The sequence below is a fragment of the Dokdonia sp. Asnod1-B02 genome (assembly GCF_045063955.1).
GTDB lineage: Bacteria > Bacteroidota > Bacteroidia > Flavobacteriales > Flavobacteriaceae > Dokdonia.
Map to the genome: position 1 here is coordinate 597,563 of NZ_JBEFNW010000002.1, position 17,812 is coordinate 615,374.

The 17,812-nt window shown below is 38.0% G+C and carries 18 protein-coding genes; 4 read left to right on the plus strand and 14 right to left on the minus strand.

Annotation, left to right across the window (positions count from 1 at the left end; translation table 11 throughout):
* The 10 genes from ACJJVU_RS02770 to ACJJVU_RS02815 form a co-directional block, all read right to left on the minus strand.
* Window positions 1–1,533 (minus strand): deoxyribodipyrimidine photo-lyase/cryptochrome family protein, encoded by a 1,533-nt coding sequence (locus tag ACJJVU_RS02770; protein ID WP_405222051.1) that lies wholly within the window; start codon window positions 1,531–1,533, stop codon window positions 1–3.
* The gene (locus tag ACJJVU_RS02775; RefSeq protein WP_405222054.1) at window positions 1,496–3,031 is read right to left on the minus strand and encodes a cryptochrome/photolyase family protein; all 1,536 of its coding nucleotides are present in this window, start codon (window positions 3,029–3,031) and stop codon (window positions 1,496–1,498) included. Before ACJJVU_RS02775 ends, ACJJVU_RS02770 begins: the two co-directional genes overlap by 38 nt.
* Window positions 3,032–4,330: a DASH family cryptochrome gene (locus tag ACJJVU_RS02780; protein WP_405222056.1), complete on the minus strand. Its 1,299-nt coding sequence runs from the start codon at window positions 4,328–4,330 to the stop codon at window positions 3,032–3,034.
* A 78-nt stretch (window positions 4,331–4,408) separates the two neighbouring features.
* On the minus strand, window positions 4,409–5,962 hold the full coding sequence (locus ACJJVU_RS02785) for a DUF4301 family protein (protein WP_405222058.1): 1,554 nt from the start codon (window positions 5,960–5,962) through the stop codon (window positions 4,409–4,411).
* On the minus strand, window positions 5,959–6,519 hold the full coding sequence (locus ACJJVU_RS02790) for an AAA family ATPase (protein WP_405222061.1): 561 nt from the start codon (window positions 6,517–6,519) through the stop codon (window positions 5,959–5,961). The genes ACJJVU_RS02785 and ACJJVU_RS02790 overlap by 4 nt, the downstream gene beginning before the upstream one ends.
* Window positions 6,480–7,112 (minus strand): nicotinamide riboside transporter PnuC, encoded by a 633-nt coding sequence (gene pnuC / locus ACJJVU_RS02795; RefSeq protein WP_405222064.1) that lies wholly within the window; start codon window positions 7,110–7,112, stop codon window positions 6,480–6,482. The genes ACJJVU_RS02790 and pnuC overlap by 40 nt, the downstream gene beginning before the upstream one ends.
* The gene (locus tag ACJJVU_RS02800; RefSeq protein WP_405222067.1) at window positions 7,096–7,356 is read right to left on the minus strand and encodes a hypothetical protein; all 261 of its coding nucleotides are present in this window, start codon (window positions 7,354–7,356) and stop codon (window positions 7,096–7,098) included. The genes pnuC and ACJJVU_RS02800 overlap by 17 nt, the downstream gene beginning before the upstream one ends.
* A gap of 5 nt (window positions 7,357–7,361) precedes the next feature.
* Window positions 7,362–8,321 carry a carboxypeptidase-like regulatory domain-containing protein gene (locus tag ACJJVU_RS02805; RefSeq protein ID WP_405222070.1) on the minus strand — a complete coding sequence of 320 codons (960 nt, stop codon included), beginning with the start codon at window positions 8,319–8,321 and terminating at the stop codon, window positions 7,362–7,364.
* A 20-nt stretch (window positions 8,322–8,341) separates the two neighbouring features.
* On the minus strand, window positions 8,342–9,055 hold the full coding sequence (locus tag ACJJVU_RS02810; protein WP_405222073.1) for a geranylgeranylglyceryl/heptaprenylglyceryl phosphate synthase: 714 nt from the start codon (window positions 9,053–9,055) through the stop codon (window positions 8,342–8,344).
* Between the two features lie 99 nt (window positions 9,056–9,154).
* Window positions 9,155–9,778: a 4'-phosphopantetheinyl transferase family protein gene (locus ACJJVU_RS02815; RefSeq protein WP_405222076.1), complete on the minus strand. Its 624-nt coding sequence runs from the start codon at window positions 9,776–9,778 to the stop codon at window positions 9,155–9,157.
* Window positions 9,779–9,849: 71 nt separating this feature from the next.
* Here ACJJVU_RS02815 and ahcY point away from each other — a divergent pair, with 71 nt between their 5' ends.
* Window positions 9,850–11,166, plus strand: a complete 1,317-nt coding sequence (ahcY, locus tag ACJJVU_RS02820) for an adenosylhomocysteinase (protein ID WP_405222079.1) — start codon at window positions 9,850–9,852, stop codon at window positions 11,164–11,166.
* Window positions 11,167–11,279: 113 nt separating this feature from the next.
* Here ahcY and ACJJVU_RS02825 read toward each other — a convergent pair whose 3' ends face one another.
* The gene (locus ACJJVU_RS02825) at window positions 11,280–12,158 is read right to left on the minus strand and encodes a hypothetical protein (RefSeq protein WP_405222082.1); all 879 of its coding nucleotides are present in this window, start codon (window positions 12,156–12,158) and stop codon (window positions 11,280–11,282) included.
* A 50-nt stretch (window positions 12,159–12,208) separates the two neighbouring features.
* On the opposite strand from ACJJVU_RS02825, the gene ACJJVU_RS02830 reads away from it, so the two are divergent.
* A complete protein-coding gene (locus ACJJVU_RS02830) occupies window positions 12,209–12,553 on the plus strand; it encodes a TM2 domain-containing protein (protein ID WP_405222085.1) in 345 nt (114 codons plus the stop codon).
* Between the two features lie 94 nt (window positions 12,554–12,647).
* Here ACJJVU_RS02830 and ACJJVU_RS02835 read toward each other — a convergent pair whose 3' ends face one another.
* Together ACJJVU_RS02835 and ACJJVU_RS02840 are read right to left on the minus strand one after the other, a co-directional pair.
* Window positions 12,648–13,118, minus strand: a complete 471-nt coding sequence (locus ACJJVU_RS02835) for an Lrp/AsnC ligand binding domain-containing protein (protein ID WP_013750864.1) — start codon at window positions 13,116–13,118, stop codon at window positions 12,648–12,650.
* A gap of 72 nt (window positions 13,119–13,190) precedes the next feature.
* On the minus strand, window positions 13,191–14,561 hold the full coding sequence (locus ACJJVU_RS02840) for a saccharopine dehydrogenase family protein (protein ID WP_405222088.1): 1,371 nt from the start codon (window positions 14,559–14,561) through the stop codon (window positions 13,191–13,193).
* 90 nt (window positions 14,562–14,651) lie between these two features.
* Between ACJJVU_RS02840 and ACJJVU_RS02845 the strand changes: the two genes are divergently transcribed.
* Window positions 14,652–15,032, plus strand: coding sequence for a DUF423 domain-containing protein (locus tag ACJJVU_RS02845; protein ID WP_405222091.1), 381 nt, complete (start codon window positions 14,652–14,654; stop codon window positions 15,030–15,032).
* Window positions 15,033–15,106: 74 nt separating this feature from the next.
* Window positions 15,107–16,720, plus strand: coding sequence for a phosphoenolpyruvate carboxykinase (ATP) (gene pckA, locus ACJJVU_RS02850; RefSeq protein ID WP_013750867.1), 1,614 nt, complete (start codon window positions 15,107–15,109; stop codon window positions 16,718–16,720).
* A 140-nt stretch (window positions 16,721–16,860) separates the two neighbouring features.
* Here pckA and ACJJVU_RS02855 read toward each other — a convergent pair whose 3' ends face one another.
* On the minus strand, window positions 16,861–17,745 hold the full coding sequence (locus ACJJVU_RS02855) for a DMT family transporter (RefSeq protein ID WP_405222094.1): 885 nt from the start codon (window positions 17,743–17,745) through the stop codon (window positions 16,861–16,863).
* Window positions 17,746–17,812: the final 67 nt, after the last annotated feature.

A 17,812-nucleotide genomic window follows, 5' to 3' on the forward strand; every position in this document is an offset into this window, starting at 1 on the left:
TTAATCAAAATTATTTCTGTTTGCGAGCGTGTGTCGTCTTAAGATACGATACGCATCTCGCTTTACAATATTATCTTCCTTAAGCTTCCACAATACGTCTCCCGCATATTTTGCCGTTATCTTAATGTCAATTATAGGCGCAGGATAATTTTCACCTATTACTGTATTGCAAAATTGTTGTTCAAGAGCACTCATCGTCCACGGTTCATGGATGTATGCGACGGGTACGTTTGCCAATTCTGGAATCCATTTCTTTATAAACTCACCATCTTCATCGTGCTCGTAACTATTTTTAACTGGATTGTATATGCGTAGCATATTTATTCCTGTCTCACCCGCTTGCATTTGTATTTGAGGGTAGTGAATACCTGGTTCAAAATCAAGAAACTGCTGGGCTAGGTGATACGTGGCATCTTGCCAAGGTTGCCATAAGTTATGCGTAAAAAAAGATAGCGTCATAGCACGCATTCTAAAATTGAGATAGCCGGTCTCACACAGACATCGCATACATGCGTCTACTAGAGGATATCCCGTTTTGCCTTCTTTCCAAGCTTTTTGATACTTAACATTCACATTTTTTGAGAGCTTGTGATATCCTTTGTTTACACTCACAAATTCCATCGAGTCCTCCATTTCGAACTTCTGAATGAAATGTGCTTGCCATCGCAATCGTGAAGTAAACCCATCGATGGCACTTTTATTTTTAGAGCTTTCGCGAAAATGTTTTGCTTCCTGATACACTTGGCGTATACTCACATTTCCCCAAGCGATGTATGGTGACAATCTAGAGCAGCTCTTCCTAGCTAGGCTAGGTTTTGATATATGTTTTGCATAATTGAGGTATCGATTATGATGCAAAAATGACGCCAAGTAGCGCATCGCCATCGTTGTCCCTCCCTTTTGAAAAGGACTAGATGCAGGTGTGTGTAAAGAGACTTTTTTAAAATTGTCTTCTAGAGCATTAATCTCTTCTATTGATAGTAATTGATCTTTTCTTGGCTGAAAAGGAATCTGTGGTTGTTTCATAAACCACTCCCAGTCTTCGCTCCATCCTACACGATTTCTTAGTTTACGTTGCACTCCGTTGTTTGCAAATTCTACCCATCCAAATTTATTTTCTGGTGACGCTATTTTTAGATTATTTGCATATGCTTCTAGGGCAAGATCTCTATCATAGGTAATACGCAGTCCAGTTTCTTGATGTGAGAAAACGGTGTGAATTTTATAATGTTTTATAAGTTCTTTAAAAGCAGAGACCACCTCATCGTGAATAATCAAAATCTTAGAATTAAATGCTTTTAATTCTTTCTGAAGATTAAGTAATGACTCTTTAATAAAGTTAAAGTGACGATCACTGTAATGAGGATCTGCTTCTAGTGAAGGTTCTAAAATGTAAAGTAAAAGAAGCGGCTTACCCTCTTGCAAAGCATTGTACAAGGATAGGTGGTCATGCAAGCGCAAGTCCCTTTTAAACCATACTATGTTTACCTCTTTTTTAATAATTTGCGGGGTTTTTAATAATGTCTTCTGCACGTTCTTGATGTGCTTGTAATGTTTTCTTATCCATTTTATTTAAAAGGCTCAACATCATACTCATGCGGTTATTTCCTTTAAAATATTCTTGTTTTTCATTTAAGAAGTTCCAATACAAGGAGTTAAAAGGACATGCATCTTCGCCTGTTTTTTTACTCACTTTATAATGACATCCTTTACAATAATTAGACATCTTGTTGATGTAACTTCCGCTAGACACATAGGGTTTTGTCGCAATCTTACCACCATCTGCCCATTGAGACATCCCGCGAGTGTTTGTGATTTCAACCCATTCTATGGCATCTATATAAATGCCCAAATACCACTCATCTACTTGTGCTGGATCACACATGGTGAGAAGCGCGTAGTTGCCAGTAATCATTAATCGCTGTATGTGATGTGCATAAGCGTTATCGAGACTATTGTTGATACTGCACTTAAGGCAGTTCATCTTAGTCTTTCCAGTCCAATAAAAATCAGGCAACGAATTATGATTCTCAAGGTGATTAGTCGTTGCAAATGCTGGCATCTCTTTCCAATACATGCCTCGCATGTACTCTCTCCATCCCAAAATCTGCCTTACAAAACCTTCTACCTGACTAATATTTATTTCTTCTTGATGTGCTCTCCAGTAGTTAATAACCGTTTCTATGACTTCCTGAGGATCTAGCAGCTTACTATTCATTGCAAAGCTTAATCTGCTATGATATAAGTAGGCTTGATCTGGATCCATCGCATCTTGATAATCGCCAAAATGAACTAGCAAGTGCTCACAAAAATAATCGAGCACTTCAAGTGATTCAGTGCGTGTAGTAGGCCAAGCAAAATTCTTTTCGTCTATGCGTCCTATGGTTTTAACTCCAGCACTTTCAATGAGCTTTACGATAGATGATACGTTGGTGTCAAAAGTCTTTTCAATAGGAATTAAAGTGTCTCCCTTCCATTTGTTGCGGTTACTGTGATCAAAGTTCCATTTACCACCTTCGGGATCTTTATCGTTTATCATCATGACGTCATATTTCTTGCGCATCATGCGGTAAAAATATTCCATGGTGAAGAGCTTCTTACCCTCGAAAAACGAAGTGAGATCGGTACGAGAAGTCATAAAATGCTCTGTATCGTATGACTTTACTTTGATTGTTACGCTTTCGCGAAAGCGTGATAACATTTCATCCAGACGGTACTCATCTGGAAGTTGGTATTCAAATAGTGATATATTATTTTCCTTAATAAGTTGCTCAACATTGTCAATGAGGCTTTGAGTGTTTTCAGGCGCATCTAGGGTGTAATAAATCACTTTGTGTCCTTGAGATGTAAGCCAATCAGAAAACTCGCGCATTGCTTTAAAAAAGGCGACAACTTTTTGAATATGATGGGTAGCATAATCTGTCTCTTGGCGCATTTCTGCCATGAAATAAATAACATCGTCAGATTGCCCTTGATACCAGGAGTGCTTGTGGTTGAGCTGATCGCCCAGAATAAGTCGTAAAGTGCTCATTTAAAATAATTCATTTTGAGTCCACAGTCTTACAAACTTGCCATTACCGTCATACATTTCCTGCTGCCTTTTGATATTGAATTTTCTGTCTCTAGGATCGTTTCCTACTCCTGCGTTATACATCCAGTTTGCCCAATTGCTATGCACGTCATAATCTATGAGGATGCTTTCAAAGTAAGCAGCGCCTACGCGCCAGTCTTGTTGTTGCTCTTTTGCCCAGAAGCTCGCAACATTCTGACGACCGCGATTAGACATCCATCCTGTTTCTTTGAGCTCAATCATATTGGCATTTACAAAGTCATATGTTGTATTGCCATGAATCCACTCGCGCTCGGCTTTATCATTACGCTTCCAGTCGTATTCTTTATTCAGAATGCCGCCTATTTTAAACAGGTCGTTACCGTGTTTAAGAGAGACATACTTAAAATAATCTCTCCATATCAATTCAAAAACAAGCCAATAGGTATCTTGATTTGAAATGATTTCCTTTTCAAACTTTTTTACCTCCCAATAAATTTGGCGAGCAGATATAGATCCGTTTGCCAGCCATGCAGATAACTTTGAGCTATAATCTTCGCCTACGAGTCCGTTGCGTGTTTTCTTATAGTACTGGAGTTTTTTTGTATTCCAGAAGTAATTATTGAGTCGGCTCCAAGCCTCGTCTTCTCCGCCGTTCCAAGGAAATGCAGAGCGATGGTCTTTAATAAAAGTATCTAAGCCTAGCTCTTGCAGGTTAGGTACGCTGCTTTCTTCATCGAGTAGATTTTTTGAAGGAAGCGCTTCGATTTTTTCTTGTAAAGATTTGACACTGCCTTCTTTCTCGCACTTTTTACGGAATTGAGTGAATACTTGAGGAATGTCTCCGAAAGTATCGAAAGGAATATCTTCGGGATGAAAGAGAAACTGATCATAATAGGTGTGATGTTTTACGTTACTTAACTTTTTTTCAACAGCAAGGGTAACTTCATTTTCTTCACACGTCCACTCTTTTTGAGAGTAGATTTCTGAGATGTTGTGTTGGTCTATGAGTTCCGGTATAGTTATTTCTGGTTGCTCGTGAGTTACAATCAAAGTGATGTTGAGATTGTTGATATTCTTTTTGAGATTTTGGACAGTCTCAATCAGGAACTGAGCTCGATATTTCTCCGTCTTTTTAAACCCAAAATCACCTATTTGAAATTGTCTAAGGTCAAAACAATACAACCCAATTACACGCTTGCCTGAAGCAATTGCATGAGTCAAGGAGCTATTATCTTGTGTTCGTAAATTATTTCTAAACCATACCAGTGCGGTATCCATATTTCTATTTTGAAATAAAGATACTTATTGTTTATCTTTTAATAAATAAGATTAAACAAAATTTAACCTATGATTGTGTTATTTTACTTGGTGAGCTGGTTTAAGAAGGTCATTTACCGTTTTTACTGGATTGAAAGTAACTAGTGGAACTTCTATAAATATGGTATTCCAATGTGCCATAGCACCATTCCAAAGTCCTGGATGTTCAAGTGCTTTTATTTTCTTTCCTTGGTAGCTTTTTGATGCAATAAATCCTGCTTTGTAATCCACATAGTTGAGAAGATCGTACTTCTCTCCTTTGTAATTTTTTACACCGCAAATAATGTCTACTGGATTAAAGTGAGTCGCATTTTTAAGAATTTCTTGCTGCTCCTTGTCATCAGGATTGATCTGTACACTTTCTATAATTTGCAAACTCTCAGTACCATCTTCATGAAGCACCCAGAAAGGTCCGCCTCCTGGTTCGCCTTCATTTTTCACCATACCACAAACGCGTATGGGGCGATCTAGTGATTTTATCAAAAGATCTGTTTGTGCGGCGTTTTCAAGTTTTTTAAAGTTTGCAGGAAGCCTTAAGAATAGATCATCTTCTAAGAAAGTAACAATCTCCATACGCTCGCTGTCTAAAAGTTCATTTTGATTGTCAATTTTCTTAAGATATTCAAAAGACCTTGCTTGAAGTGAAAGTAACTTTCCAGCAAGCATCTTTTTATAATAAGCAACTTGAGTCTTGTATTTATTTACAACAACGTTATCAATATTCTTAATGAATATAATATCTGCATCTTGCTCATTTAAGTTCTTTATTAAAGCTCCGTGCCCTCCAGGTCTAAATATGAGTTTTCCCTCCTCATCTCTTAAAAGAGTATTTGACTCTGTAATGGCAACCGTATCTGTAGCTGAGTCTTGGTAAGAATAAGATATGTCAAAGGTCATGCCTGTCTTACGTTCTATATAATCTTTGCGTTTATGAAAACGTTTTGTAAATCTCTTTTGATGTTCTTTTGAAACCGTAAAGTGAAGTCGGGCGACGGTGTCTTTTGTTGCATACAGAGAGCCTTCAAAAAGGTGCTCTTCAAAAGCTGCTGCTACATATTTCTTATAACTGTGAAAAGGGAATAATCCTTTAGGTTTTTTTCCAAAATTAAGTTCTTTCTCTTCAAGCATTATTTTTACAAAACGCAATCTATTTTCATTGACATCTGCTCCATCTTTGCCATACTTTTCTTTAATGCGTGCGCGTATTCTCTTGTAAAAAGGAAAGCTTTCTAAGCCCACAAAAAATAATCTAAGCTCTGGAACTCCTTTCTTATTTATGTATGCATTAATACTTCCATCTTTAGGGTTATAGTCCTCTACAAATTCAAATAGAAACTTGAACATCCTCGTAGCAGCCCCAGATGCTGGAGTAAATTTTAATGGATGTATTGCACTTTTACTATCCTCGTAATGTTGTACTAGTTGTTTTTCTTCTTCTGGATTGAGCACAATAAGACCATTACCTTTAGTAGCCGCACTGCGCAAGTTTGCAAAAGGAATTCCTTCCTTAAGTATCTGGAACTGTTGTTCTACTTGATCCTTGGTTACACCTAAATTTGAGATGTGCTCTATGTCTTGCTCTGTGATATTCAAACTAAAAGTGTATTTATAGATGTAGTTGCAGTTTTCATTCTTTCTGGCACAGTGCCTTTTACGAGAATAAATGGTTTTTTATATTTCTCTAAGGTATGTTTAAAATAATTAAACATTTCCTCTCTTCTTTCTGGGCGATCTCTAAGGTCATCTTTCTCCCATGGAGTATCTATGTACGTTAAAAGATACAAATCATATGTGTTTTCCAATGCTATTTTTTCTAATAATTCTGGACACCAGCCATCATAGTAAGCCTCGCTATATATTTTTGTGGTGAGTAAATCAGTATCACAAATAACTAGATTTGTGGCATTAGCTACGGCAGCATTTTCTAATTTCATTTGGCCTTTGGCAATAGGTAGCAGATCCATTGGTCTGCATATCTTTTGCTTTGTGTCCCATAAATCTTGAAGATATTCTCTTGCATATTCTAGCACTAAGGGTGCGTTGTAATGCTGAGCTAGCTTTCGCGAAAGCGTACTTTTCCCACTACTTTCTGGTCCAATAAGGCAAACTCTTATGCAATTACTGGTGACTTGTCTAAGTTCTTCTTCCATGCTAAATATCCAAAAATGGCAATAATAGTGAGTGCAAAATATAAAATACTACTGAAAGTGAGTCCTTTGTAAAAATAAAGAGGTACGGTGATAATGTCACCTATGATCCAGTATATCCAGTTCTCAATCTTACGTCTAGCCATAAGCCACATTCCCACAAAGAAGATGCCTGTGGTAATCATATCTACGTAAGATGTCCAGTGTTCAATTTTATCAAATATGACATATACGATGTACACAAAAATTGCAGATGTAATAAAAATAACTACAGAGAGGAGGTGTTCCTTTCTAGTAGCACTTGTAATAGGAGTAACTGCAACGCCGTCTACTTTTTGCGTCCAGATGTACCATCCATAAACACTCATGATGAAGTAATATCCATTAATCATCATATCTCCCAGTAGTCCCCATTTGAGTAGCAGATACACAAAGATTGCTGTGCAAATCATTCCTGTAGGAAAAACGAGAACGTTATTTTGTTTTGAGTAGACTACAGATGCGATTGTAAATATCGCTGCTATAAGTTCTAAGACAATGTCTAGGGTGTCGTATGTGGCGTACTGGCCAAAAAGGAAATCAAAAATCTGCGACATAATCAGAGCGATCTGTTTTTACAATTTTTATATAAAATAGACCGATGCCTATTTCCTCAAAGCTGCGCTTCATTTCTTTAGTAAGTGTAGTCATCACTTTGTTATAGTCCCCATATACTTGAGTGGATAGAGGATTTTCTATAATGGTAAGGCCAGAGTCGCGTAGTCGCTTTATAAAATTAATGATATCCATTTCGTAATCATTTTGTAGCGGACTAAAAGTAAGATCTACAGAGATTTGCATAGTTATTATTCTTGATAAACGTGCAGTAATGCACCCATTCCATAATTTACATTTCCAGTTTTAACGAGCGCAGAATGCTCATTGTAAGTGCGGTCAAATACTTGCCATTTTTTATTATTAAAAAAGACTCTCCTTACATATGTTTTTTGTGATGGCAATTCATTTGTAAACGGTAATAAAGGCCTAAAAGTAACAGATACTTTTTGAATTCCTCTAGGAGTTTCAATTTCATTATATTTTTTAGTCTGTATGAGCTTTCCTTGCTTATCTGCATATCCTAGTACTTGTAAGGAGGCAAAAATCCCGTCTTTAGGAATGAAAATTTGATATTTATCTATATCTAATTCGTACATCTCGTCATCTTGCTCGCTTACGCGAAAAACAATATCTCTATGTATTACCGGTGTCCCAGGCAATCCATTTTCATTTTTATAAAACTGAATGCGGAACAAGGTAGAAAATTGCATGTTACCTTTTTTGCGATATTCCTTTTCTGAGTTTATAGGAATCCACAGTTGTGCAATTTTTGAAGACTTTCCTTCCTCACGATTAAAAAGGACAGCAACCTCACTTTCTACGGTAGGGAGCCAGCAGTTGTAATAATTAGTGTGTGTAGTCTCCTTGTATTTTTTTTTCTTGTATTTCCCTTTCTTCTCTGCGGTAACGATAACTTCAGAAAGTAAGCTCGCTTCTGGGTCTAGAAATATTTTCTTTGGTAAGCTAGCGGCAGCAAAAGCTTGTTCCTTAAAACCTATTGCCGAGATGTATAAACTGTCAATATCCTTATATTTTGAGCTAATAAATGTAAACTCGCCAACATCGCCTGCAAATGTTCCTCTTCCATCACCAAAAGAAATAGTAGCAAAGGAAACCGGTGTTTTTGACACCGCATCAATTACATAGGTCGTTTGACCTAGTAGTTGTGTTGTGATGAAAACCGTTATTAGATAAATGATGTATTTCATAAGGTTGATTTAATATTCAATTAGCAGTCATTCCATGAGTTGTCTTCAAAAGCTGTGCCTATAACGACCATTGTTGCACCAGCCTCATAGGCTTGCTCCATTTGAGTAGAATTTCTAATACCTCCGCCCACGATTACTGGGATGGTAAGTGCATTGCAAACAGCTTTGATAATTGGAGGTTGCACCGCGGTTTTTGCACCGCTTCCTGCTTCTAGATAGATACATTTTTTACCTAAATATTGTCCTGCAAGTGCCGTGTCTACTATGCGTTCTATATCATCTTGCGACATTGGGCTGGTCTGGCTCACTCGTTGCACGGCAGTTACAGATCCGCCGTCTATGAGTAAGTATCCAGTGGGGATTACTTCAAGCTCGCTCTGCTGCACTGCTCTCGCAGCTTTGGTTTGCTGGCCTATTAAAAATTCGGCATTATCACCAGATAGTAATGATAAAAATAATATTGCGTCTGCATCTGGAGTAACCTGATTGTAATTTCCTGGAAACAAAATTATGGGTAATGCTGTTTCGGCTTTTAGAAGTTGGACCACAGTTGCTGTTTTACGTGCTGGGTCTGTACTTCCCCCTATAAAAATGTGAGTTGTAGTAGCGGGTATTTTTTTCAAGTACGCTTTCGCGAAAGCGGAATCCAATTCAAACTTATCTGGATCTATGAGAATTGCGAGTAGTTTACCGCCTTCTTCTTTTTTATGTATGATTTGGGAATATATAGTCACCACACGAAGGTAGGAATTGCAGTACAAAGAATGCTATTCATTATTAATAACCATAGACGCAGGTAAAACCTTCAATCCCGATAGCTATCGGGACCAAAATCAAAATCCATATACACAGGTAAATCCCTCAAACTCCATAAAGGTGAGATCATAGGTGGAGACTGCGCCTTCATAATTTACAGTGGCTGTAGTCTTGCCATCGTCAAAATCAAAATCTGTAACGTCTATATGCTTTAAAAAACTCAGACCTTCTTGTGAATATAGTTTGTAAAGTGATTCCTTTGCTCCCCATACAATGGTGAGTTTGCGCATGCGAGCATCTGCATTAGTAAGTGTGTAATATTCTTCTATAGGCGTAAACTTATGAGCAATGCGCAAGATTTTGTTACGTTGCTTTTCTATATCGATACCTACAGGTTGATCACTTACAATAATGGCAGTGAAGGTGTAGCTATGTGTGATAGAAATATGTTTCCCATCATGAAGGTGGGGTTTCCCATTCTTATCGTAATATAAATCGAAATCTGTATATTCAGCTTCGGCGAGGAGATGGCGTATACTCATGAAGCCTCTTTGATGAAGCTCAGACTTCATTCCTTGTAGTCTATTCTGGCAATGATCTGTAAGTTTTATATTTCGCGAAAGCGTAGTAATATCTTCTTCAATCTTCCAAATATAGACTGTTGTACTCGAGCTAACTGTTATCGTTTTGTAAAGAGGCATCGATTAAAAGGTTTTCTGTAAGGTATTGCGTAAATTTGCCACTGCTAAGAAATAAGCTAAATATACAAATTATGAGCACAAAGACAGTACCGTACGTACCGTACAAAGTAAAAGATATTTCCCTAGCGGGTTGGGGACGCAAAGAGATCGAACTTGCAGAGGCAGAGATGCCTGGGCTTATGTCTCTACGTGAAGAGTATGGAGATGAGCAGCCGCTTAAAGGTGCTCGTATCGCAGGATGTCTGCATATGACAATACAGACAGCTGTATTAATTGAAACATTAAAAGCACTAGGAGCAGAGGTAACTTGGTCTTCTTGTAATATATTTTCTACTCAAGATCAGGCTGCTGCAGCAATTGCAGATGCTGGAATACCAGTATATGCTTGGAAAGGGATGAATGAAGAAGAATTTGACTGGTGTATCGAGCAAACACTTTTCTTTGGAGAAGATCGTAAGCCATTAAACATGATCCTTGATGATGGAGGTGATCTTACTAACATGGTATTAGATCGTTATCCAGAACTAGCAGGAGACATTAAAGGTCTTTCAGAAGAAACTACAACGGGTGTACACCGTCTTTACGAGCGTGTAAAGAAAGGAACATTACCTATGCCAGCAATAAACGTAAATGATTCTGTAACTAAGTCTAAGTTTGACAACAAGTACGGATGTCGTGAGAGTGCGGTAGATGCTATACGTCGTGCTACAGATACTATGCTTGCTGGAAAGCGTGTAGTAGTTTGTGGATACGGAGATGTAGGTAAAGGAACAGCAGCTTCTTTTAAAGGTGCTGGATCTATTGTTACAGTAACTGAAATTGATCCTATCTGTGCGCTTCAAGCTGCAATGGACGGATTTGAAGTAAAGAAACTTAACTCTGTAGTAGGTAACGCAGATATCGTGATTACTACTACTGGAAACAAGGACATCATACGCCCAGAGCACTTTGAGGCTATGAAGGATAAAGTAATTGTATGTAACATAGGTCACTTTGATAATGAGATCGACATGGGCTGGTTAAACAGCACGCACGGAGCTTCTAAAGATGAAATCAAGCCACAAGTAGATAAGTATACTATAGATGGTAAAGATATTATCGTTCTTGCAGAAGGTCGTCTTGTAAACTTAGGTTGTGCAACTGGTCACCCTAGTTTTGTAATGAGTAACTCATTTACAAACCAGACACTAGCACAAATCGAACTTTGGAAAAACAGTGCAAACTATAACAACGAAGTATATATGCTTCCTAAGCACCTTGATGAGAAAGTAGCAGCATTGCACTTATCACGTCTAGGTGTAGAGTTAGAAACTCTTTCTACAGAGCAGGCAGATTACATCGGTGTGACAGTAGAAGGGCCATTTAAGCCAGAGTACTACAGATACTAGGCGCTAGTCGCTTAGATTCAACAATTTTTTCGCTTTCGCGAAAATATTAAATAGAAAAACCCACGTTTATAGCGTGGGTTTTTTGTGCTTAATTATAATGAGTACTAGCTTTTTTACTGCTTCACTAAGGTAAGCTCTGCTTTCTCACCCGTTTTAAGGCTCGTTCTTGTAGTGATTAAACTCATGCCGTCTTGTATTTCTACCTTAACGGTATTAGGTGCAGAGGTCCCTTCTGTAAGGGCTTCTACGCGCACGACGGTTGTTTCCTTTGTAATGGTGATTGGTATTTGCTTTTTAGCTCTTTCTATTGAGTAATCTTCTAGTACAAGTACATCATCTACATAAAGGTTTATGCGATCATCATCTACTTTACCGGAGTCATAAATAGAAATCACAACATCTTTAGTTTTAGTAAAAACGTTGAGGTTTTCATTCTTTCTTACGATACTCATGGTAAGCGTATCTACAGAGCGCTTTGCCGAAATCCTATCTTTTAATTCCTGGCTTACCTTTTTAGATTTTTGAATCTTCTTGTCTAGCTTGGCAATTCTAGCTTGCGCCTCTTCTGTGGCAGACATGATGAGCATCCCATCTAGGCATGAGCTCTTATCTGGGTAGAGGCCTTTAAAGTCACCGCTAAAAGCTTTATTGTTTTCAAGTTTTCTCATTTTACCTTCAAAGTTTATGAGACACATGTCTACCTCACCTAGTGGAGATTTTGTGTATACAATATCATATTCGGCAAAGGAGAATATTTTGTTTTCACTATCGTAAATTCCTTTGATATTAGACTTAGTTTCATGTTTTCCTCCTAAATCTGCCATGGAGTATCCTTGTACTCTACCATCTACTTCCTCAAAGGCTAGTTTATAAGAAATAAAAGCCGAGTCATTAAGTTTTATAACGCCCATATATTCATAAGCAGTAAGTTGGCCGTAAGCAGTTGCTGCGAGCAGGAAATATGTAAAAAAGAGAATTCTTCGTAAGTACATAGCTGTTTTTTAGGTAATTTAGTTAGGTCTAATAAAAACAAAACCAAACTATGAGACTCAAAATTACACTATTATTTGCGTTTGTAATGCTTGCCGTTACAAATACCTATGCTGGATTTCCAGTACAGAGAACAGCAGTTGCTGCCGTAAACGGAGTAACACTTACTGAGGATGATCAGGCAGAAGTACTTACTTCACCTGCAGCAGTAGAAGCAGATCGCCAACTGATAGCTATTTTATTATGGTTATTCTTAGGAGGTTTTGCAGCACACAGATGGTACTTAGGAAGCCCAATAGGCTGGAACATCTTATTTATTCTTACAGCAGGTTTCTTTATTGTAGGTTGGGTAATTGATGGTATTGAAATCCTTACGGGTAGCTATCCTGGGCTGTAACAAAAGCTTAGTTAAAAGAAAAACCTCTCCAAGTGAGAGGTTTTTTTATGCGTAAATATTTGTAAATGTTACGCTTTCGCGAAAGCGTGAAAAGTTAGATTTTAATCTGTCTGTCTATTTGTTGATCAAGCGAGATAAAGGTTTCAGTGCGTGATACACCGTCTATCGCTTGAATCTTTTTATTGAGTAAATTCATCAAGTCCTCGTTATTTTTACAGAGAATTTTGATAAGTACAGACCAGTTTCCAGTAGTGTAATGACACTCTATCACCTCGGGAATATCTTTAAGTTGTCGTACTGCTCTTGCATTATTTGCAGCTCTATCAAGATATACTCCTATAAATGCTTGTGTGCGATAGCCTAGCACTTTTGGGTCTATGATAAACTTAGAGCCAGCTATAAGTCCAGACTTCTCTAGCTTGCGTAAACGCTGGTGTATGGCAGCTCCAGAAATGCCCACTTTACGAGCAATTTCAAGAATAGGCTTACGAGCATCTTCCATAAGTTGGCGCAAGATTATCTTATCTATACCATCTATTATAAGTTCGTCTTTTACAATTTTCATCTCAAGAAGGTTCTATATTGAAACTACAAGATATATAAATAGTTATAAACTGTAATTTAATTTTTAAAAAGGTTATCCCCCTACGATATCTGGATTATAACCTAGATAGTCAACCTCGTATTCTTTAAAGGTGATGCCATACTCTTCCAGTTCTTTGAGAATAGGTTCATAGACTTCCTTTTTAATAGGGAGTTGCACTCCAGATGTAGTAATCTCTCCATTAAGAATGCGTAAGGTTGCCATAGCTACTGGCAAACCTACCGTTCTTGCCATTGCTGTTTCTATTTGATCCTCTCCTATGTTTACCATCGTGGCGTCAATCTGCTTGCGCTTACCGTCAAGCTCATAGCCAAATTTATGATACATGACAATCATGTCCTTATCCTTAGCATCTAGCGTCCATTTATCTTCTAGGATGCGTTGTAATGCTTGAGCAGGAGTTGCATTTGTAAGTCCTAGTTTTTTGGTAGCATTAAAAAGATCGAGCTCCAATAGTTTGTCCCAGAGTAAATCGTCTTGATCAATCTTTAAGTAGTGACGCAGTTTAAGCTCTACCGAATCTGTAGGGGAGTATGGTAAAAATAAATTCACATAATCACGGTAGCTCATGTGCTCCGTTTTTTCTAGTTGATAACTATCGTCTGTCATACCTAGAAGTACAAACATTTGCCAAGCTCTAGAAAAGCCAACTCTACGTATGGTGCCACGATACAGTGTAGGGATGTCATCGAGACCATATACAGAGCGATACTTAAGAGAATTACGATTTGCATATCCTTCAAAACGACCGTGACCTTCTATCTGTAAAAACTCTGTACGTCTAAATAATCTTTGATAGGGAATATATTTATAAGTTCCTTCCTGTATAAACTCGGCTGCGCCACCTTGACCTGCGAGAACGACATTACGAGGGTTCCAAGTAAATTTATAATTCCATAGATTAGTGTCGCTTTCTGGTGCTACGAGACCACCTGTAAAAGATTCAAAAAGAATCATCTTTCCTCCTTTATCGCGTATACGATCTATTACCTGCATGGCACTCATGTGATCTATGCCTGGGTCTAGACCTATCTCATTCATAAATACAAGACCTTTTTCTCTTACTGCGCTATCAAGCGCTTCCATCTCATCAGAAATATAAGAAGCAGTTACCATAGACTTTTCAAAAGTAACGCAGTCTCTAGCAACCTCAATATGAAAACGAGCAGGAAGCATAGAGATTACTATAGTTGCTGCTTTAATAGCCTGCTCACGTTCTTCCTTGTTAAATACATCAAGGCTTATTGCCGTAGCATTTTTATGGTTATTGATGAGTTTTTGAGCATTGGCTATAGAGATGTCGCCTACGGTAATGTGTAAATCTTCGGTGTCAGATTTAGAAAGTAGGTAGTTAACGAGTTGGCTCGTGGATTTTCCAGCGCCTATTACGAGAATCTTTCGCATGGGTAGTTAGTTTTGTAATTTTGTATGAGAGTTCAAATTGAATTCTGCTGGTCTAAAGTACGGTTTTGGGCCACATCTTAAACAAATAGCATGGATAAAAAATTAAGAGTGACAGGTGGGATTTTTGGTCTTACCGCGGTTATTATAGGAGCTTTTGGTGCGCATGGCCTCGAGAAAGTGCTTGATGCATCAGCGATTGCGACTTTTGAGACGGGAGTAAAGTATCAAATGTATCATGCCTTATTGTTGTTGCTTATTCCAGTTTTCGCTTTAAGCGAAAAAACAAAAAAAACAGTATGGGTGCTGCTGTTGCTAGGAATTTTATTCTTTTCAGGTTCTATATACGGGCTGGCAACCAATGATTTAACATCTTTTGATTTTACTAAAATCGCTCTGATTACCCCAATAGGTGGGACTTTACTCATTGTAAGTTGGCTTCTATTAGTCATACATTTCATAAAATCCAAATAAAACAGCGAAAACGTTATAGTACTGAGCAAAGTCTTACTACTTTTGTGATCTAAAACAACACAAAACTCATTGTTATGGTCGCAGATAGCTTAGCTTCGAAGACACTTTCATTAGAAAAATTAGGCATCAAAAATGCCAAAATCAACTACCAACTCTCCCCTGAGAAACTACACGAAATAAGCGTAGAAAATGATATGGGAACTACTGCGTCCTCTGGCGCACTAGCAGTAAACACTGGTACTTTTACAGGACGATCACCTTTAGATCGCTTTATTGTAAAGGATGCCAAAACAGAAGATAAAGTCTGGTGGGGTAACATTAACCTTCCATTTGGCGAAGAGGCTTTTGCAAAGTTAAAAGCAAAAGTAGCCAACTATCTTTCTGAAAAAGAAATCTACGTACGAGACAGTTATGCTTGTGCAGATGAGAATTACAGACTAAATATACGAGTGATAAACGAGTATCCTTGGTCTAACATGTTTGCTTATAACATGTTTCTTCGCCCTACGGTTGAAGAACTTAAAACATTTGATCCAGAGTGGACTATTCTTAACGCTCCAGGATTTCTAGCAGACCCTGAAGTAGATGGGACTCGCCAGAGCAACTTTGCAATTCTTTCATTTACAGAAAAGACAATCATTATAGGTGGAACTGGTTATACCGGTGAGATCAAGAAAGGAATCTTCTCTGCATTAAACTTTATCCTTCCTGTAGAAAAGGAAACATTACCTATGCACTGTAGTGCAAACGTAGGAGATAATGGAGAAACTGCAATTTTCTTTGGACTTTCTGGTACTGGAAAGACAACACTTTCGGCAGATCCAGAGCGTAAGCTTATAGGAGATGATGAGCACGGATGGACTAAGGAAAACACCATCTTCAATTTTGAAGGAGGTTGCTATGCAAAGGTGATTAACCTATCTAAGGAAAATGAGCCAGATATCTTTAATGCCATCAAACCAGGAGCAATACTAGAGAATGTAATTCTAGATGACAATGGTAATGTAGCTTTTGAAGATACTTCTATTACACAAAATACACGTGTGAGTTATCCTATTAACCACATTGATAATATACAAGAGCCTTCTGTAGGAAAGAATCCTAAAAACATCTTCTTCTTAACAGCAGATGCTTTTGGAGTACTGCCTCCTATCTCAAAATTAACGCCAGGTCAAGCTGCTTATCACTTTATAAGTGGTTACACAGCTAAGGTTGCTGGGACAGAGGCAGGAGTTACAGAGCCACAACCGTCATTTTCGGCGTGTTTTGGAGCTCCATTTATGCCATTACACCCTACTAAATATGCAGAGATGCTTAGTGAGAAGATGAAGGCATCTGGAGTAAATGTATGGCTTATCAACACTGGGTGGACTGGCGGACCTTACGGAGTAGGATCACGTATGAAACTTAAGTATACACGTGCTATGATTAAGGCAGCGATGAATGGAGAGTTACCACAAGAGACTTCTCATGATCACTACCACATACACTCTGTTTTTGGACTAGCGCAACCACGCACATGCCCAGGAGTACCTACAGAGGTACTATCACCTAGAGCAACTTGGAATAACGACGAAGGATACTATGCAACTGCAAACAAGCTTGCGAGATCTTTTAAAGATAACTTCAAGAAGTTTGAAGAGTATGCAAGTGAAGAAATAATGAATGGACAACCACCACTAGGGTAGTTGAAAAGATAGTTTAGTTGATAAAAGCGATTTGCAGCAATGTAAGTCGCTTTTTTTTGTGCGCTTTCGCGAAAGTTAGCTAGTAATTTTTATGAGCTTTTTAAATCTAGAGGCCTTTGTTTGAGTCGAATCAGATTTAGTTAGACCTTTCTTTTCCCCGTATTCCCTATATAAACACCAGTAAGAATAATAAGCGTAGCAATAACCTGAAGACTTGTAAACGCTTCTCCATCTAGTAATCCCCAAGTCACAGAAATAATAGGCATTAAGTAGGTTACAGAGGAGGCAAACACTGGGTTGCTTATTTGTACTAGCTTGTTAAACATCACTTTTGCAATGGCAGTCCCAAAAATAGAAAGTAGAACAATGTAGCCAATGGATTGCTGTATCGTAGTATCTGTACTTAAAGGAAGCTCAAAAAAGTCTGAGTAAAAAAGTATGATGAGTGCAGGTATGATTAAGAAAACAAAGTTTCCTGCAGCAATAGCTAGTGCGCTTACATCTTGAAGGTGGCGTTTTATAATATTTACATTAAGCGCATAGAGCGATGATGCTGTGATTACTAGCGAAGCGTACCAGTAGTTTTGCTCTTCATTTATTTGAGCGCCTATGTAAATAAGAGCGCCGGCGCCTATAAGTCCTAAAAGAACACCTATAAACTGTTGTTTAATAAATTTAGCACCAAATATTAGTATCCCAAAAACGAAAGCAAGTAGTGGTACACTAGAATTTAAAATTCCTACTACGGCGCTATCAATCTCGGTTTCGGCAAAGGCGAAAAGGAATACAGGGATACCGGTTCCTAGCAACGCAGAAACTCCTATCCATCTCCACGCTAATTTATTTATGCTTTTTAAACTTTTCCATCCAAATAGTAACAGAACAAATGCCGAAAATAAGATTCGTAAAGCTCCTAGTTGTAGTGGTTCTAGACCTACTAGCCCTTTTTTAATAAGGATAAATGAACTTCCCCAAATAATGGATAGTACGACAAGGTATATCCACTTGAGTGAATTATTTGGCATTGCTTGAATTTAGAAATGCAAAGTTCGGTAATAAGTTATTAGGAATATGAGAAGTTTTCGCGAAAGC

Excerpts from the sequence above, each read along its gene's own strand:
- ACJJVU_RS02830 (WP_405222085.1), top strand. The coding sequence starts at position 12,209 with ATGAGACTCAAAATTACACTATTATTTGCGTTTGTAATGCTTGCCGTT.
- ACJJVU_RS02775 (WP_405222054.1), bottom strand. The coding sequence starts at position 3,031 with ATGAGCACTTTACGACTTATTCTGGGCGATCAGCTCAACCACAAGCAC.
- ACJJVU_RS02800 (WP_405222067.1), bottom strand. The coding sequence starts at position 7,356 with ATGCAAATCTCTGTAGATCTTACTTTTAGTCCGCTACAAAATGATTAC.
- pckA (WP_013750867.1), top strand. The coding sequence starts at position 15,107 with ATGGTCGCAGATAGCTTAGCTTCGAAGACACTTTCATTAGAAAAATTA.
- ACJJVU_RS02835 (WP_013750864.1), bottom strand. The coding sequence starts at position 13,118 with ATGAAAATTGTAAAAGACGAACTTATAATAGATGGTATAGATAAGATA.
- ACJJVU_RS02840 (WP_405222088.1), bottom strand. The coding sequence starts at position 14,561 with ATGCGAAAGATTCTCGTAATAGGCGCTGGAAAATCCACGAGCCAACTC.
- ACJJVU_RS02805 (WP_405222070.1), bottom strand. The coding sequence starts at position 8,321 with ATGAAATACATCATTTATCTAATAACGGTTTTCATCACAACACAACTA.
- ACJJVU_RS02780 (WP_405222056.1), bottom strand. The coding sequence starts at position 4,330 with ATGGATACCGCACTGGTATGGTTTAGAAATAATTTACGAACACAAGAT.
- pnuC (WP_405222064.1), bottom strand. The coding sequence starts at position 7,112 with ATGTCGCAGATTTTTGATTTCCTTTTTGGCCAGTACGCCACATACGAC.
- ACJJVU_RS02790 (WP_405222061.1), bottom strand. The coding sequence starts at position 6,519 with ATGGAAGAAGAACTTAGACAAGTCACCAGTAATTGCATAAGAGTTTGC.
- ACJJVU_RS02855 (WP_405222094.1), bottom strand. The coding sequence starts at position 17,745 with ATGCCAAATAATTCACTCAAGTGGATATACCTTGTCGTACTATCCATT.
- ACJJVU_RS02825 (WP_405222082.1), bottom strand. The coding sequence starts at position 12,158 with ATGTACTTACGAAGAATTCTCTTTTTTACATATTTCCTGCTCGCAGCA.
- ACJJVU_RS02845 (WP_405222091.1), top strand. The coding sequence starts at position 14,652 with ATGGATAAAAAATTAAGAGTGACAGGTGGGATTTTTGGTCTTACCGCG.
- ACJJVU_RS02815 (WP_405222076.1), bottom strand. The coding sequence starts at position 9,778 with ATGCCTCTTTACAAAACGATAACAGTTAGCTCGAGTACAACAGTCTAT.
- ahcY (WP_405222079.1), top strand. The coding sequence starts at position 9,850 with ATGAGCACAAAGACAGTACCGTACGTACCGTACAAAGTAAAAGATATT.